This window comes from Streptomyces sp. JH002, assembly GCF_050916115.1.
Lineage (GTDB): Bacteria > Actinomycetota > Actinomycetes > Streptomycetales > Streptomycetaceae > Streptomyces > Streptomyces xiamenensis.
The window spans coordinates 1291369-1308134 of record NZ_CP087989.1; the positions used below are offsets into that span (position 1 = coordinate 1291369).

9 protein-coding genes are annotated in these 16766 nt (G+C 71.3%); 1 reads left to right on the forward strand and 8 read right to left on the reverse strand.

The features are described from left to right. Window positions 1-62: 62 nt before the first annotated feature. The 8 genes from H7827_RS05435 to H7827_RS05470 all read right to left on the reverse strand — a co-directional run bounded on the left by H7827_RS05435 (window position 63) and on the right by H7827_RS05470 (window position 13916). Window positions 63-443, reverse strand: a complete 381-nt coding sequence (locus tag H7827_RS05435; protein WP_247481294.1) for a helix-turn-helix domain-containing protein — start codon at window positions 441-443, stop codon at window positions 63-65. Window positions 444-538: 95 nt separating this feature from the next. Beyond that, a complete protein-coding gene (locus H7827_RS05440; RefSeq protein ID WP_432743090.1) occupies window positions 539-1093 on the reverse strand; it encodes a CinA family protein in 555 nt (184 codons plus the stop codon). Then, window positions 1090-1764: a CDP-diacylglycerol--glycerol-3-phosphate 3-phosphatidyltransferase gene (pgsA, locus tag H7827_RS05445; protein ID WP_432743092.1), complete on the reverse strand. Its 675-nt coding sequence runs from the start codon at window positions 1762-1764 to the stop codon at window positions 1090-1092. Before pgsA ends, H7827_RS05440 begins: the two co-directional genes overlap by 4 nt. Further along, entirely contained in the window at window positions 1761-3278 is a 1518-nt protein-coding gene (gene rimO, locus H7827_RS05450; RefSeq protein ID WP_432743094.1) for a 30S ribosomal protein S12 methylthiotransferase RimO, read from the reverse strand. The genes pgsA and rimO overlap by 4 nt, the downstream gene beginning before the upstream one ends. A 103-nt stretch (window positions 3279-3381) precedes the next feature. Continuing rightward, window positions 3382-4203, reverse strand: a complete 822-nt coding sequence (locus H7827_RS05455; protein WP_386538924.1) for a helix-turn-helix domain-containing protein — start codon at window positions 4201-4203, stop codon at window positions 3382-3384. A gap of 154 nt (window positions 4204-4357) precedes the next feature. Next, window positions 4358-7039, reverse strand: a complete 2682-nt coding sequence (locus tag H7827_RS05460) for a DNA translocase FtsK (RefSeq protein ID WP_432743097.1) — start codon at window positions 7037-7039, stop codon at window positions 4358-4360. Between the two features lie 213 nt (window positions 7040-7252). Further along, a complete protein-coding gene (locus H7827_RS05465) occupies window positions 7253-7927 on the reverse strand; it encodes a response regulator (protein ID WP_030730065.1) in 675 nt (224 codons plus the stop codon). Window positions 7928-8315: 388 nt separating this feature from the next. Beyond that, on the reverse strand, window positions 8316-13916 hold the full coding sequence (locus H7827_RS05470; protein WP_432743100.1) for a HAMP domain-containing protein: 5601 nt from the start codon (window positions 13914-13916) through the stop codon (window positions 8316-8318). A gap of 238 nt (window positions 13917-14154) precedes the next feature. Here H7827_RS05470 and H7827_RS05475 point away from each other — a divergent pair, with 238 nt between their 5' ends. Beyond that, window positions 14155-16764, forward strand: coding sequence for a SpoIIE family protein phosphatase (locus H7827_RS05475; protein WP_386538917.1), 2610 nt, complete (start codon window positions 14155-14157; stop codon window positions 16762-16764). Window positions 16765-16766: the final 2 nt, after the last annotated feature.

Sequence of the window (16766 nt, forward strand, 5' to 3'; positions counted from 1 at the left end):
TCCGGAAAGACCGACCGGGAAGGGCCCTGACGGCTCTCCCCGGCGGTGTGGTGCCTGTGTGCTCAGGCCGCTACGACGTCCACGGCCTCGGCCGACGCCTTGATCGTCACATGCTCGTCCGGACGGTGCGTGACCGAGGTCACGCGGACCGGGTTGAGCATCGGGCGCATCGGGGCCGGCACCGCGTCGCTCGCGGCGGACGCGGCCAGCTCGGCGAGTGCCAGCTCATCGCTGACCTCGCGCATCAGTTCCGACATCCGCAGCTCAAGAGCGTCGCAGATGGCGGCCAGCAGCTCCGAGGACGCTTCCTTCTGCCCGCGCTCCACCTCGGAGAGGTAACCGAGCGAGACCCGGGCTGACGAGGACACTTCGCGCAGAGTGCGGCCCTGTCGTTGGCGCTGCCGACGCAGCACGTCACCCAGTAGGCGACGGAGCAGGATCATCGGTGGCTCCCTCCTCGGACCGTTGGCCTCGCTTGCTTCATGCCCCACCGTACCGCCTCGGACTCCACCCGTGCGGGGAGCGATGTCTTGTTCACTCAGGGCTGCAAACATCCATCCTCTCCGTTCTGTTCCGTGTTTCGACCCGCCGCTCGGGCGGTTTGGACGAGTTCTTCGCGCAGCAGAGCGAGCACCGCCCGTACGCTCCCGGCCCGGATCGCGGCCCGGTCCCCACTGAGCTGAATCCGCTGAGCGACGACTCCCCCGGATCCGGGGGGCGAAACCGCTACGTAGACGGTGCCCACCGGCTGACAGTCCTGCGGGTCGGGACCGGCCACCCCGGTGGTGGCCACGCCCCAGTCGGCGCCGAGCCGCTCGCGCACCCCGGTGGCCAGCTGTCCGGCGACCTCGGCGTCGACCGCGCCGCGCTCCGCGAGGAGCGCGGCGTCCACGCCGAGCGTCCCGTGCTTCACATCGGTGGCGTACGCGGTGACCGAGCCCCGGAAGACCCGGGAGGCCCCGGGGATGTCCGTGAGCGCCGCGGCCACCAGGCCGCCGGTGAGGGATTCGGCCACCGCGAGAGTCTGTCCGCGCGCGGCCAGCAGGGTCAGTACCTGGGCCGCGGGGTTGTCCGCCGTGCCGCCGTCACTCACCGTTCGCTCTCCTCCCGCTCCGCCGTACGCCGCCCACCGCGCTCGCGCGCCAGTCCGGCCCGGCGCAGCACGATCGCCTGCCGTATGTAGTCGAGAGCGGTGCCCACCGTGAGCACCACCGCCGCCGCCATCACCCACCAGCGGGCGGTGGCCAGCAGTCCTGGCAGCACCAGGATGTACATGCCGACCGCGACGCCCTGGGCGAGGGTCTTCACCTTGCCTCCCCGGCTGGCTGGGATCACCCCGTGCCGGATGACCCAGAAGCGCAGTGCGGTGATGCCCAGCTCGCGGGCGAGGATCACCGCGGTCACCCACCAGGGCAGCTCGGCCAGCAGCGACAGACAGATCAGCGCCGCGCCCATGATCGCCTTGTCCGCGATGGGGTCGGCGATCTTGCCGAAGTCGGTGACCAGGTTGTAGCGCCTGGCCAGCTCTCCGTCGAAGAGGTCGGTGATCATGGCGATGGTGAACGCGGCCCACGCCCAGGCGCGCCAGACCGGGTCGTGGCCCCCGTCGGCGAGCATCAGCAGCACGAAGCCGGGCACCAGCAGCAGCCGGATCATGGTCAGCACATTGGCGATGTTCCACAGTCCGGGCCCGGCCGCGGCCGCCGCGGCCCGCCCGCCGGCCGGCCGTCCCTTCCCGGCCGCCGCGGCCGGCACATCGCTCATCTGTCGGCCCCGGCGGGTACGGGGACGGTGGCCGGGCGCGGTGCGGCGAACAGGTCCACTCCCTCGGCGCCGGTGATCTCGGTGTCGATGAACTCCCCGACGCCCGGCACCGGGGCGTCCGGGGAGCCGGTGATCAGCATCTGGCCGTCGGTCTCGGGCGCCTGGTGGGCGGCGCGGCCCACCGCGACGACCCCGTCCTCGGCGCCGTCCTCGGCCGCGACGGACTCGATCAGTACCCGGGCCGGCTCACCGATCCGGTCCTCGGCGCGCTGCGCGGTCAGCTGTTCCGCCAGCTGGGTGATCCGCTCCAGCCGCTCGGCGATCACCTCCGGAGCGTTCTTCCGCTCGTAGGAGGCCGCCTCGGTGCCGTCCTCGTCCGAGTATCCGAAGACACCGATCGCGTCCAGGTCGGCGCCGATCAGGAAGCGCTCCAGTTCCGCCACGTCGGCCTCGGTCTCACCGGGGAAACCGACGATGAAGTTGGAGCGCACCCCGGCCAGCGGTGCCTTGCCCCGGATGGTGGCGAGCAGTTCGAGGAAGCGGTCGGTGTCCCCGAACCGCCGCATGGCGCGCAGCACCGCGGGCGCCGAGTGCTGGAAGGAGAGATCGAAGTAGGGGGCGACCTTCTCGGTGCCGGTCAGCACGTCGATCAGTCCGGGGCGCATCTCGGCGGGCTGCAGGTAGCTGACCCGGATCCGCTCCAGGCCGTCGACGGCGGCGAGTTCGGGCAGCAGGGTCTCCAGCAGCCGGATGTCGCCGAGGTCCTTGCCGTAGGAGGTGTTGTTCTCGGAGACCAGCATGATCTCCTTGACGCCCTGCTCGGCCAGCCAGCGCGCCTCTCCCAGCACGTCGGAGGGCCGCCGGGAGATGAACGAGCCCCGGAAGGACGGGATCGCGCAGAACGAGCAGCGCCGGTCGCAGCCGGAGGCCAGCTTCACCGACGCCACCGGACCGTCGCCCAGCCGGCGCCGCAGCGGCGCCCGCGGCCCGGAGGCCGGCGCCAGACCGGCCGGCAGGTCCGCCGGAACGCTCTCCCCGTGCCCGGGCAGCGCCACCTCGGCGCCCTGCCGCTCCACGGGGCTGATCGGCAGCAGCTTGCGCCGGTCGCGCGGGGTGTGCGGCACGTGGCCGCCGCCGGACAGGATGCTGCCGAGCCGCTCGGAGATGTCCGCGTAGTCGTCGAAGCCGAGCACGCCGTCCGCCTCCGGCAGGGCCTCGGCCAGTTCCTTGCCGTACCGCTCGGCCATACAGCCGACCGCCACCACCGCCTGGGTGCGGCCCCGGCCCTCACCGGCCGCCGCCTTCAGGTCGCCGGCCTCCAGCAGCGCGTCGACCGAGTCCTTCTTGGCGGCCTCGACGAAGCCGCAGGTGTTGACCACGGCGACGTCGGCGTCCGCCGCATCATCGACCAGATCCCAGCCGTCTGCGGCCAGCCGCCCCGCCAGCTCTTCCGAATCCACCTCATTACGGGCGCATCCAAGGGTGACCAGGGCAACGGTACGGCGATCGGACATGGGCTCAGCCTACTTCGTCCCCACCGGCCCGCCCGCCCCCGGCCCGGCAACAGAGCCCGCACGCACGGTCGTGCGACCGTGCGGCGGCTCTGCCGGGCGCCGCTCAGCCTTCTTCGGGGTCGCCCTTGGTGTACGTCAGCCGCTGCACCTGACCCGAGTCGCCCACGCTGTCCAGGGGCTTCCCGTTGACATGCAGCTGCACCGCGCCGGCGTTGCCCAGCACCAGATCGATCTGCTCGTCGTCCACGAAGGTCTGGGAGTCGCCGTCGCTCAGCACTCCTTCGAACAGAAGTCGGCCACTGCTGTCCTTGGCGGAGATCCAGCTCGATCCGCCCTCCACCGTGGCCATCACCGTGACCTTGTCGGCCGGCACCCCGGCCACCGCCTCGTCCGACGGGTCGGGCTCCGGGTCGGCGGGCGGCAGCGGCTCGCTCTCCTTGTCCACGCCCTCCGGGCCGCCCTCGGCGGTGGGTGAGGGCGAAGGGCTGTCCTTGGCCACCGAACCGGCCGGGGTGCCGCCGCCGGAAAGGAAGCTGAAGCCCACGAAGGCGATCACCGCGACGATCGCGGCGACCATCGCGGCCGTCCAGTTGGGGCGCCGGGGCTCGGGCCGGATGCGCTCCGCCTCGAAGACGGGCGCGGCGGGCGACGGCGGCGGCGCGGCGCCCTCCTGATCCGCGTACAGCGCGATCACCTCGGCCGGGTCGAGCCCGACCGCGCGCGCGACCATCCGGATGTGCCCGCGCGCGTAGACGTCACCGCCGCTGCGGGAGAAATCGTCCGCCTCGATGGCATGAATGATCGGAGCCCGTACCCGAGTGGCGGAACTGACCTCATCCACGGTCAGGCGCGCATCGATCCGGGCCTGCTGAAGGGTGCGACCGACGGAAGGCCGGTCCTTGGCGGGGGAATTGCCGTTGGACACGGGCGGGCCTTTCGAGCGTGATACCGCGTGCTGTGCGGACAAGTCTAGGGGGGACGCCGAAGGAACGGGCAAGCGGGCCGGTGAACTTTGTCCGCCAACCGAATGGTCCCGCCCGCGCCCCCTCCCGGCCGCACACGGCGCACCGGATTACTCCTTACGGGTGAGGTTCACCCCGGATCACCGCCAGCACCCCCGGCAGTTCGTCCGGCTTCACCAGCACGTCCCGCGCCTTGGATCCCTCGCTCGGCCCCACCACGCCCCGCGACTCCATCAGGTCCATCAGCCGCCCGGCCTTGGCGAAGCCCACCCGCAGCTTGCGCTGGAGCATCGACGTCGAACCGAACTGGGTGGTCACCACCAGCTCGGCCGCCTGGCACAGCAGATCCAGATCGTCGCCGATCTCCTCGTCGATCTCCTTCTTGCGCCCGCCGCCGGCGACCGTGACGTCGTCCCGGAAGACCGGGTCCATCTGCTCCTTGCAGTGCCGCACCACGGCGGCGACCTCGGCCTCGGTGATGAAGGCGCCCTGCATGCGGGTGGCCTTGCTGTCGCCCATCGGCAGGAAGAGCCCGTCGCCCTTGCCGATCAGCTTCTCCGCGCCCGCCTGGTCCAGGATCACCCGGCTGTCGGCGAGCGACGATGTCGCGAACGCCAGCCGCGAGGGCACATTCGCCTTGATCAGCCCGGTCACCACGTCCACGCTGGGCCGCTGGGTGGCGAGCACCAGATGGATCCCCGCGGCCCGCGCCAGCTGCGTGATGCGGACGATCGCGTCCTCCACGTCCCGCGGCGCCACCATCATCAGATCCGCCAGCTCGTCGACGATCACCAGCAGATACGGGTACGGGGCCGGCTCGCGCTCGCTGCCGGGCGGCGCGGTGACCTTGCCCGCCCGCACCGCCGCGTTGAAGTCGTCGATGTGCCGGAAACCGTACGCGGCCAGGTCGTCGTAGCGCAGGTCCATTTCGCGCACCACCCACTGGAGCGCCTCGGCGGCCCGCTTGGGGTTGGTGATGATCGGGGTGATCAGGTGCGGAATGCCCTCGTACGCCGTCAGCTCCACCCGCTTGGGGTCCACCAGCACCAGCCGGACCTCCTCCGGGGTGGCGCGCAGCATGATCGAGGTGATGAGGCAGTTGATGCACGAGGACTTGCCGGATCCGGTGGCACCGGCCACCAGCAGGTGCGGCATCTTCGCCAGGTTCGCCGCCACATAGCCGCCCTCGACGTCCTTGCCGAGCCCGACCAGCAGCGGATGGGTGTCCCCCACCGAGTCGGCGGTGCGCAGCACGTCCCCGAGGTTGACCATCTCCCGGTCGCTGTTGGGGATCTCGATACCGACCGCCGACTTGCCGGGGATCGGGCTGATGATCCGCACATCGGGACTGGCCACCGCGTAGGCGATGTTCTTGGTCAGGGCGGTGATCTTCTCCACCTTGACCGCCGGGCCCAGCTCCACCTCGTACCGGGTGACGGTCGGCCCCCGGGTGAAACCGGTGACCGCCGCGTCCACCTTGAACTCGGTGAACACCGTGGTCAGCGACTCCACCACCGCGTCGTTGGCGGCGCTGCGGGTCCGTCCGGGGCCGCCGCGCTCCAGCAGGTCCAGGGAGGGCAGCGCGTAGGTGATGTCCCCCGACAGCTGGAGCTGTTCGGCGCGCCGCGGCAGCGACTCCACCGGCTCGGGGGCGGCCTTGGTCAGGTCGGGCACACCGCCGCTCGCACCGCGCTGCGCGGGCGGCGCGGCGGCCCCGCTGTCGGCGGCGGAGGCGGTACGGGAGCGGCCGGTGGACACCCGGCTGCTGAGATCGGCGACCAGCGGCGAGGGCTGCACCCCGTGCAGCACGGCGCCGTCCAGGGCGGCGGCGGTCGCCGCGGCCACGTCGATGGGGTCACCGTCCCGCTCACGCGTCCCCTTGCGGCCGCGCGGCGCCCGGCGGCGCTCCAGCGCCTCCTGCTCGAGGCCCTCGGCGTCCTCGCCCGGCTCGGCGCCCTCGCCACGGCGCGGCCGGCGCGGGCGCACCGGACGCTCGGTGCCGCCGTACGGGGCGGCGGAGGCGTACGGATCCCCGTCGTCCTCCTCGGCGTAGACCCGTAGCCGGACGGCGGCCTGCCGCACACGGCGCGGGATGGCGTTGACCGGGGTGGCGGTCACCACCAGCAGTCCGAAGACCGTCAGCAGCACCAGCAGCGCCACGGCCAGCATCTCACCGAGCGTCAGGATCAGCGGGCGGGAGGCCGCCCAGCCGATGTAGCCGCCCGCGTCGCGCAGCGCCTGGGCACCGTCGCTGCGGCCGGGCGCGCCGGTGGCGACGTGCACCAGGCCGAGCACCCCGATCACCAGCGCGGTCAGCCCGACCACGATCCGGCCGTTCGCCTCGCGTTTCTCGGGGTGCGCGAACAGACGCACCGCCATGAAGCCGAGCAGCAGCGGGAAGACCAGATCCAGGCGGCCCAGCGCTCCGGTGATGACCAGGGTGATCAGATCGCCGACCGGGCCCTGGAGATTGGCCCAGGTGCCGGCCATCACGATCAGCGCGAGACCGAGCAGCAGCAGGGCGAGCCCGTCCTGCCGCAGATCGGGGTCCAGCCCTTTGGTGCCGCTCCGTATGCCGCGCATCATGGCACCCACCGAGTGCGCGACGCCCAGCCACAGCCGGCGGGCGACCCGGACCACGATGTTGCGTTTGGGCGCGGCCTTCTTCTTGGCCGGCGGCTTGCGGGCCGCCGCCTTCTTCGCGGGCGCTCTCCGGGCGGGCGCCGTCTTCCTGGCTCCCCCGCCGCTGCGCCCGGCGCCTGCGCTGTGGGAACTCCTGCCGGACGTACCTGAAGCCATGAGGGGCAGATTACCGGGGACTTCGCGCCGGAGCACGGACACCGCTCCCGGGCGCCGCCACCGGGCCGGCGCCGAACGGGTCGCAGCGGGCGCCGCGCAAGCGCGAGGGCACCCGGGCCGCCGCCACGGCGGGCGGCCGCCGCCGGCTGTCCACAGCCGGAACGGGCCCGGCACGTCGCACGCTCCGCCACCGGGCCCGGCCCCTGTCTCTCACTACGGCGACTCGTCCGCCTGGCCCGTGTCGCCCGACCCCGGCTCCAGGGCGTCCAGCGCCCTGCGCAGCCCGGACAGCTTCCGCTCCAGATGCGCCGCCGTGGACACCGCCGCCGAGCCGCCCGATTCGGCCAGCTCCTTGGACAGTGCCTCGGCCTGCTCCTCGACGGCCGCCAGCCGCGCCGACAGCTCCGGCAGCAGACCGCCGGGGCCGCGCTCGGTGTCGGCGGGCGAGGTGCCGCCCTCCAGTTCGCGGCGCAGCAGCGCCGCCTGCTCCCGCAGCTGCACGTTCTTCATGTGCAGCTCGACGAACACCGAGACCTTCGCCCGCAGCACCCACGGGTCGAAGGGCTTGGAGATGTAGTCCACCGCGCCCGCCGCGTAGCCGCGGAAGGTGTGGTGCGGGCCGTGATTGATCGCGGTGAGGAAGATGATGGGGATGTCCCGGGTGCGCTCCCGCCGCTTGATGTGCGCGGCGGTCTCGAAGCCGTCCATCCCCGGCATCTGGACGTCCAGCAGGATCACCGCGAAATCGTCTGTGAGCAGCGCTTTGAGCGCTTCCTCCCCTGACGATGCCCGGACCAGTGTCTGATCGAGCGCGGAGAGGATCGCCTCCAGCGCCAGCAGATTCTCGGGTCGGTCATCGACCAGGAGGATCTTGGCCTTCTGCACCATGGCCCGTCCTCCTCGCCCCTTGCGGCGTCGCCGTGGCGCGCCGCTGTCCAGGACGGCTGTTGTGCACGCCGCCCACTCCTGTGCCGGACATGTTGGCACCCACGCGCGCGGGACCGCCAGCGATCCCGGTCACCAGCCCAGGGGGTGGCGGCCTACGGTGGGCCCCGCTTCGTCACGGGAAGCCGAAATCACTTTCGGCCAGCTCCCCGCTCCACGGGCGATTACCCTGCCCGCCGTTCAGCAACCGACCGCGCACGGCGCCCGGTGATCAGCGCATTGCGCTGCGTCACCATACCATGTGCGCACGGGAGCGGCGAACAGAGTGAACCGCACACCGTCAACGCCCGCAACCCCTGGATGGTTCCGTCAACACCGGCCGTGGGAAAGGTCACTTCCTCTCGATCCACTCCTCCATCACGGCCACCAGATGATCGGTGTCCACCGGCTTGGTCACATAGTCCGAGGCGCCCGACTCGATGCTCTTCTCCCGGTCGCCCTGCATCGCCTTCGCGGTGAGCGCGATGATCGGCAGCCCGGCGAACTGCGGCATCCGGCGGATCGCCGCCGTCGTCGCGTACCCGTCCATCTCCGGCATCATGATGTCCATCAGCACGAGCACCACGTCCTCGTTGGACTCCAGGACCTCGATGCCCTCCCGCCCGTTCTCCGCGTAGAGCACCGAGAGTCCGTGCTGCTCCAGCACGCTGGTCAGCGCGAACACATTGCGCACGTCGTCGTCGACGATCAGCACCTTGCGGCCCCGGAAGTCGTGGAACTCCCGCCGCCTGCGGACCGCCTCCCGGCCCCGCTCCGCCTCGCGCTCCCCACCGCCGGACGGCACCTCCGGCTCCCGGAAGCGCCGCGTCATGGTGGCCGCGGCCCGCTCGGCCGCGGAGGACGCCGCCGTACGGTTCCCGGACCCGTTCTGCGCGTGGTCCTCACTCTCCCGCGCCCGCGGCAGCGCCGGCGGCGCGGCGGGCGCGGAGTCGGCCTCCGGTACGGGGCCCTCCCCGTTCCGTACGGCACCGGACGCCCCGGCGTCCGGCTCGGGCAGGCGCGCCGCCTCCAGGGCCCGGCGCTCGGCCGCCTTGCGCGCGATCGCCTCCCGGGTCTGCGCGCTGTCCAGCACCGGGGCGGCTCCCTCCGTCAGCTGCCGGTATCCGGGCGGCGGCAGCTCGGTGGGGTGCAGCGGCAGGAACAGCGTGAACGTCGATCCGCGCCCCGGCTCGCTCGCCGCGTGGATCTCACCGCCCAGCAGCCGCGCGATCTCCCGGCTGATCGACAGCCCCAGTCCCGTACCCCCGTACTTGCGGCTGGTCGTGCCGTCCGCCTGCTTGAACGCCTCGAAGATCACCCGCATCTTGCTCGCCGCGATCCCGATCCCGGTGTCCGAGACCGAGAACGCCACCAGCGGCGCGTCCCCGTTCTCGATCGACCCGTTCGCCAGCATCTGCTCCCGGATCTCGTACGGCGCCTCGGCGCCGGCCGCCCGGATCACCAGCTCCACCGAACCCGTGTCGGTGAACTTCACCGCGTTCGACAGCAGGTTCCGCAGCACCTGCAGCAGCCGCTGCTCATCGGTGTGCAGCGTGGCCGGCAGCTCGGGCGAGACCCGCACCGACAGCTCCAGGTTCTTCTCCGCCGTCAGCGGCCGGAAGGACGCCTCCACGTAGTCCACCAGCTGCACCAGCGCGATCCTGGCAGGCGAGACGTCCATCTTGCCCGCCTCGACCTTCGACAGGTCCAGGATGTCGTTGATCAGCTGCAGCAGGTCCGAACCCGCCCCGTGGATCGTCTCGGCGAACTCCACCTGCTTGCGCGAGAGATTGCCCTCGGCGTTGTCCGCCAGCAGCTTCGCCAGGATGAGCAGCGAGTTCAGCGGCGTGCGCAGCTCGTGCGACATGTTCGCCAGGAACTCCGACTTGTACTTCATCGACAGCGCCAGCTGCTCGGCCCGCTCCTCCAGGACCTGCCGGGCGTCCTCGATCTCCGAGTTCTTCACCTCGATGTCGCGGTTGGTGCGCGCCAGCTGATCCGCCTTGAGGACGAGCTCCTCGTTGGAGTTCTTGAGCGCCCGCTGCTGCTCCTCCAGCTCGTTGCGGGTCACCCGCAGTTTGTCCGCGGTCTCCTGCGTCTGGTCCAGCAGCATCTTGGTCCGCGTGTTGACGCTGATCGTGTTGACGCTGCCGGCGATCATCTCCGCCATCTGGTTGAGGAAGTCCCGTTCGATGACGGTGAACTCACCGAACGTCGCCAGCTCCAGCACACCGAGCACCCGGTCCTCGAACACCACCGGCAGCACGATCACCTGCGCCGGCGGGGCCTGCCCCAGACCGGAGGAGATCGCCAGATAGCCCTCGGGCGTCGGCCCGAACATGATCGTCCGGCGCTCGGCCGCGGCCGTGCCGATGAGCGAGTCACCCGGCCGGAACGAGGTCGGATGCGCCCCCGCCGCGTAACCGTACGAGCCGATCAGCCGCAGCTCGAACCCGTCCCCGTCATCGGGCCCCGCCACCACCGGCGACTCCGCGTCGGCGGGCATCGACAGGAAGAACGCGCCGTGCTGCGCGGAGACCGCGGGCGCCAGCTCGCTCATGATCAGCCCCGCCACGTCCTTCAGATCGCGACGGCCCTGCATCAGCGCCGAGATCCTGGCCAGATTGCTCTTGAGCCAGTTCTGCTCGTCGTTCGCCTTGGTGGTGTCCCGCAGGTTGGTGATCATCGTGTTGACGCTCTCCTGGAGCGCGAGGATCTCGCCCTCCGCGTCGGTCTCGATCCGCACCGTGTGATCCCCGCGGGTCACCGCCGTCGCCACCCGGGCGATCGTGCGCACCTGCTGGGTCAGGTTCCCCGCCATCTCGTTGACGGAGTCCGTCAGGTCCTTCCAGGACCCGGCCACATCACGCACCACCGCCTGCCCGCCCAGCTGTCCGTCCGTGCCCACCTCACGGGCCACCCGGATCACCTGATCCGCGAACATCGACAGCTGATCGACCATCGTGTTGATCGTGCTCTTCAGCTCCAGGATCTCGCCCTGGGCGTTGATGTCGATCTTCTTCGTCAGATCGCCGCGCGCGATCGCGGTGGTCACATCCGCGATGTTGCGCACCTGGAGCGTCAGATTGGTGGCCATCTGGTTCACCGACTCGGTCAGGTCCCGCCAGGTCCCCGACACCCCCGGCACGCTGGCCTGGCCGCCCAGCTGCCCCTCGGTGCCCACCTCGCGCGCCACCCGCGTGACCTCGTCCGCGAACGACGACAGCGTCGTCACCATCTTGTTGACGGTGTCGGCGAGCTGCGCCACCTCGCCGCTGGCCTCGATCGTCACCTTCTTCGACAGATCACCGTTGGCCACCGCCGTGGCCACGTCGGAGATGCCGCGCACCTGCATGGTCAGGTTGCTGGCCATCACGTTGACGTTGTCGGTGAGGTCCTTCCAGGTGCCCGACACCCCGCGCACCCGCGCCTGGCCGCCGAGCTGCCCCTCCGTACCCACCTCGCGGGCCACGCCGCTCACCTGGTCGGCGAAGGAGGACAGCTGGTCGACCATCGTGTTGACCGTGGTGACCAGCTCCAGGATCTCGCCCCGGGCGTCCACCGTGATCTTCTTGGTCAGATCGCCGTCCGCCACCGCCTTCATCACCTCGGCGATGCCCCGCACCTGATCGGTCAGGTTGTTCGCCATGCTGTTGACGGACCGGGTGAGGTCCTTCCAGGTGCCGGAGACCCCGTCCACCCGGGCCTGACCGCCCAGGCGGCCCTCCGTACCCACTTCCTGGGCGACGCGTGTCACCTGGTCGGCGAAGGACGAGAGCTGGTCCACCATCTGGTTCAGGGTGTCCTTGAGCTCAAGGATCTCGCCCTGCGCGTCGACGGTGATCTTCCGCGACAGATCACCCCGGGCCACCGCCGTGGCGACCTCCGAGATGCCCCGCACCTGGCTGGTCAGGTTGGTGGCCATGTCATTGACCGAGTCGGTCAGGTCCCGCCACACGCCGCCGACCCCGGCGACCATCGCCTGCCCGCCCAGGCGGCCCTCCGTCCCCACCTCACGGGCCACCCTGGTCACCTGGGCCGCGAACATCGACAGCTGGTCCACCATCGTGTTCATGCTGTTCTTCAGTTCGAGGATCTCGCCGCGGGCGTCCACGGTGATCTTCCGCGACAGGTCGCCCCCGGCCACCGCCATCGTGACCTGCGCGATGCCCCGCACCTGATCGGTCAGATTCGTCGCCATGTCGTTGACGGAGTCCGTCAGCTGCCGCCAGGTGCCCGAGACGCCGTCCACCCGCGCCTGGCCGCCCAGCCGGCCCTCGATGCCCACCTCGGTGGCCACCCGCGTGACCTGCTCGGCGAACGAGGACAGCTGGTCCACCATGGTGTTCACGGTGTTCTTCAGCTCGGCCATCTCGCCCGAGACATCGACCGTGACCTTCTGCGACAGATCACCGTCCGCCACTGCCTTGGTCACCGTGGAGATGTCCCGCACCTGCGCGGTGAGGTTGCGGAACGCCGTATTGACCGAGTCGGTCAGGTCCCGCCACTCCCCGGCCACACCCAGCACGGACGCCTGGCCGCCCAGCGCGCCCTCGTGGCCGATCTCCCGGGCCACCCGGGTCACCTCGGACTGGAACGACGACAGCTGGTCCACCATCGTGTTCACCGTGGTCTTCAGCTCCAGCATCTCGCCGGAGACATCCACGGTCACCTTCTTCGACAGGTCACCGTTGGCCACCGAGGTCGTCACCTCGGCGATGTCGCGCACCTGCGCCGTCAGATTCCGGAAGGCGTCGTTGACCGTGTCGGTCAGCTCCTTCCACGTACCGGCCACCCCGTGCACCCGGGCCTGCGCGTCGAGGCGGCCCTCCGTACCGATCTCCGAGGCCGCCCGCGTCACCTCGTCCGCGAAGTTGCGCAGCGTGCCGTTCATCTCGGTGACGGTGCGGGCCAGCTGCGCCACCTCGCCGCGCGCGCTGACCCGGATCGTCTGCGACAGGTCACCGTTGGCCACCGCCGTCGTCACCCGGGCGATGTCCCGCACCTGGGCCGTGAGGTTGGTGGCCATCGTGTTGACGTTGTCGGTCAGGTCCTTCCAGACACCGGCCACGCCCTCCACCCGTGCCTGGCCGCCGAGCTGGCCCTCGGTGCCCACCTCGCGGGCCACCCGCGTCACCTCGGACTGGAAGGAGGAGAGCTGATCCACCATGGAGTTCACGGTGTTCTTCAGCTCCTGCATCTCCCCTTCGACATGGACGGTGACCTTCTGCGACAGATCGCCGTCCGCCACCGCCTTGGTGACCGTGGAGATGTCCCGCACCTGCGCGGTCAGCCGCAGCACCATCTGGTTGACCGAGTCCGTCAGGTCCTTCCAGGTGCCGGCGACCCCCGGCACATGCGCCTGACCGCCCAGCTTGCCCTCGGTGCCCACCTGGCTGGCCACCCGGGTCACCTCGTCGGTGAACTCCGACAGCTGATCCACGAGGGCGTTGACGGTGCGCCCCACCTTCAGGAACTCGCCGCGCAGCGGACGCGCCGAGCCGTTGCCGCCCGGGGCCCGCAGCTCCATGCGCTGGTCCAGGTCACCGACGGCGACCGCCGACAGGACGCGCCCCACCTCGGCCATCGGCCGCGCGAGATCGTCCACCAGCTCGTTGGCGTCGTCGATCGCCTTGGCCCAGGCGCCGTCGCTGACCCCGCTCTCCATCCGTTCCGTGAGTTTTCCCTCACGGCCCACGACCCGGCGTACCCGCGACAACTGCCCGGTGAGATGCAGATTACGGTCCGCGACCTCGTTGTAGACGGCGGCGAGCTCGGCCATCGGCCCCTCACCGGCCACGGTCAGCCGCCGCCGGAAGTTCCCGTCCCGCATCGACTCCAGCGCAGAGAGCAGCCGGCCCAGCGCCACGGCGTCCACTTCGACCGTGCCGCTTCCCCGAGACTTCCCGCCGCGCCCACGTGTTCCGGTGCGCGCCACTGCTCCCTCAGACACCACTGTGTCCCTCCTGCGGTTGGACCATTTCGCCCGGGCTTACCTCAACGAGCCTTCCCAGTGTTTCACTCTCGAAGAACCGGGCGATAACAGTTCGGCAGCATCGCACACCCCGGTATCCCGGTCGGGGGGAAATCACCGGATCCGACGCCCGCGCGGGCGGTCAACGTCAGTAATCTGGCTTCCGGCCGTCGATGAGGCGTCCGGAAGCGACGAGAGACCTTTTTGGGGGAGTGACGTGATCACCGCGCGAGCCGCTGCCACCTTCGAGCCGGTTGGGCGCTCCGTCGCCACGGCACGCGGCTTCGTCCGGGACACACTCCAGGGCTGGGGACTGGCGGAGCTGATCGAGGACGCGGTCGTGCTGACCAGCGAGCTGGTCACCAACGCCGTCATCCACGCGGGGACCGCCGCCGAGGTCCGCTGCCTGCGCGACGACACCGGCGTCCGCTTCGAGATCATCGACCGGCACCCAGAACGCGAACTGCCGATCGGCGACGTCAGCCGGGGACGGGACCTGAACAGCGAGGGCGGCCGCGGGCTCATGCTCTGCGCGGCCCTCGCCTCCCGCTGGGGCGTCGACTACACCACCGCCGACAAATGCGTGTGGTTCCGCCTCGAACAGCAGACCTTCCCGGCCGGCACCCGCTCCGCCGGGCCCCCGCTGCCCAGCGAGGCGCTGCCGCTGGCCGAGACCCGGGTCAAGGTCGCCGTCATTCAGGTCGACCGCGCCGACGCCGTCACCTCCTGGAACGCCGACGCCCAGGCCCTTTTCGGCTACCCGCCCGAGCAGGTCATCGGCAAGCCGCTGGCCGACCTCGCCGCCTGGCCGCAGACGCCCGGCACCGGCACCGGCATCGCCGAGGCGCTGTCCCTGTCCCGCTGGGAGGGCAGCTACGGGCTGCGCGACTCCGAGGGCCGTACGGTCCCGGTCTACGCCTGCCACCTGCGGGTCCGCGACGCCCGCGGCGAGCCCTCCACGGTCTGCCTGATCGTGCACGACCGCGAGCGCGCCATCCTGCAGACCCCCACCCGCGGCTCCGCACGGACCACCGCGGGCCCCGAGGGCAACGAGCGGCCGCAGAGCGACCCGCTGGACGCCCTCATCGGCTCTCCCCCGCCCGATGACCTGGACGGCCTCCTCCAGCGCACCGTGGAGCGCGCACGCGACCTCCTGGACGGCGACGCGGCCTTCCTGCTGCTGGCCACGGACGACGAGACCGAGCTGGAGGTACGCGCCTCCACGGGGCTGCCCTCCGCCCGCCAGCGGTTCGCCCGCGTCCCGGTGGAGGCCGGCAGCGGACGGTACGGCTCGGCCCGGATGCCGTCCGTCCACGAGGACCTGTCCGCCTCCCCCGGCGCGGTGCCCCTGCTGTCCGGCACCGGCATGCACGCCGTGGTCACCGTGCCCCTCAAGGTCGAGGGCCGGCTCACCGGCTCCCTGGGCGTCGCCTCCGAGACCCCGGGCCGGTTCTCCAACGAGGAGGCGCTGCGTCTCCAGTTCGCCGCCGACCGCATCGCCCTGGCCGTCGAATCCGCTCGCCTGACGGAGCTGGAGCGGCTGCGCCGCAATTCGCTGTCCTTCCTGGTGGAGGCGTCCGAGCTGCTGGCCGGCACCCTGGACCGCGATCAGACGCTGGCCCTGATGGCACAGATGATCGTGCCCACCCTGGCCACCTGGTGCGGCGTCTACACGATCCCGGAGGCCGGCTCCGAGCCCGTGCTGTCCTACGTGCTGCACGAGGACGAGGACCGCATCGACGGCATCAAGGACCTGCTGGCCCGCGTCGATCCCCCGGACCCGGACATCCGGCTCGGCGTCCGTGCCTGGACCGCCCCGGCCGACGCCGCCCACAACACCGCGCTGCGCAGTTCGCTGCGCAGCCTGGCCATGGGCCGGCTGCCCGCGCCCCGTACCCCGGGGCCCAGCCTGGCGACGGCCTCCGCGGTGGGCGGCGAGACGGTACTGCTGCCGCTGATCGCCCGCAACCGGGTCATCGGGCTGCTGGCGCTGGGCCAGCCGGCCGACGAACGCTTCCGCCAGGACATCCTGGAGCTCGCCGAGGACCTCTCCCGGCGGGCCGCACTGGCGCTGGACAACGCCCGCCTCTACAGCGAGCGCACGGCCACCAGCCAGTCCCTGCAGCGCAGTCTGCTGCCGCCGGAGCTGCCGGAGATCGACGGCGTCGACGTGGAGGTCATCTACCGCGCGGCGGGCGAGGGCAATGAGGTCGGGGGCGACTTCTACGATGTCTTCCCGATCCGCGAGGGCGCCTACGGCTTCGCCATAGGAGACGTGTGCGGCACGGGCCCGCTGGCCGCGGCGGTCACCGGTCTCGCCCGGCACGCGCTGCGGCTGCTGGCCCGTGAGGGCCTGGGCGGCCCGGCGGTCCTGGAGCGGCTCAACGCCGCCATTCTGGACGAGGGTTCCCGCTCGCGCTTCCTGACGCTGCTGTACGGCGAGCTGTGGCCGCAGCCGGGTGGCGGCGCGCTGCTGAAGATGGTGTGCGCCGGCCACCCGCTGCCGCTGCGTCTGACCCCGGACGGCCGGGTGGAGGCCGCCGCGGACCCGCAGCCGCTGCTCGGTGTGATGGAGGACCTGGAGCTGTACGAGCAGCACACCACGCTCAACCCGGGCGACGTCCTGCTGTGTGTGACGGACGGCGTCACCGAACGCCGTGAGGGCACCCGCATGTTGGGCGACGACGGCCTGGCCGAGGTGCTGAGCAACTGTACGGGGCTGACCGCCGGCGCCGTCGCGGCCCGCGTGCTGCGCGCCGTGGAACGCTTCGCCTCCGACGCCCCGTCCGACGACATGGCGATTCTGACCCTGCGCATCCCGGAGTGAGA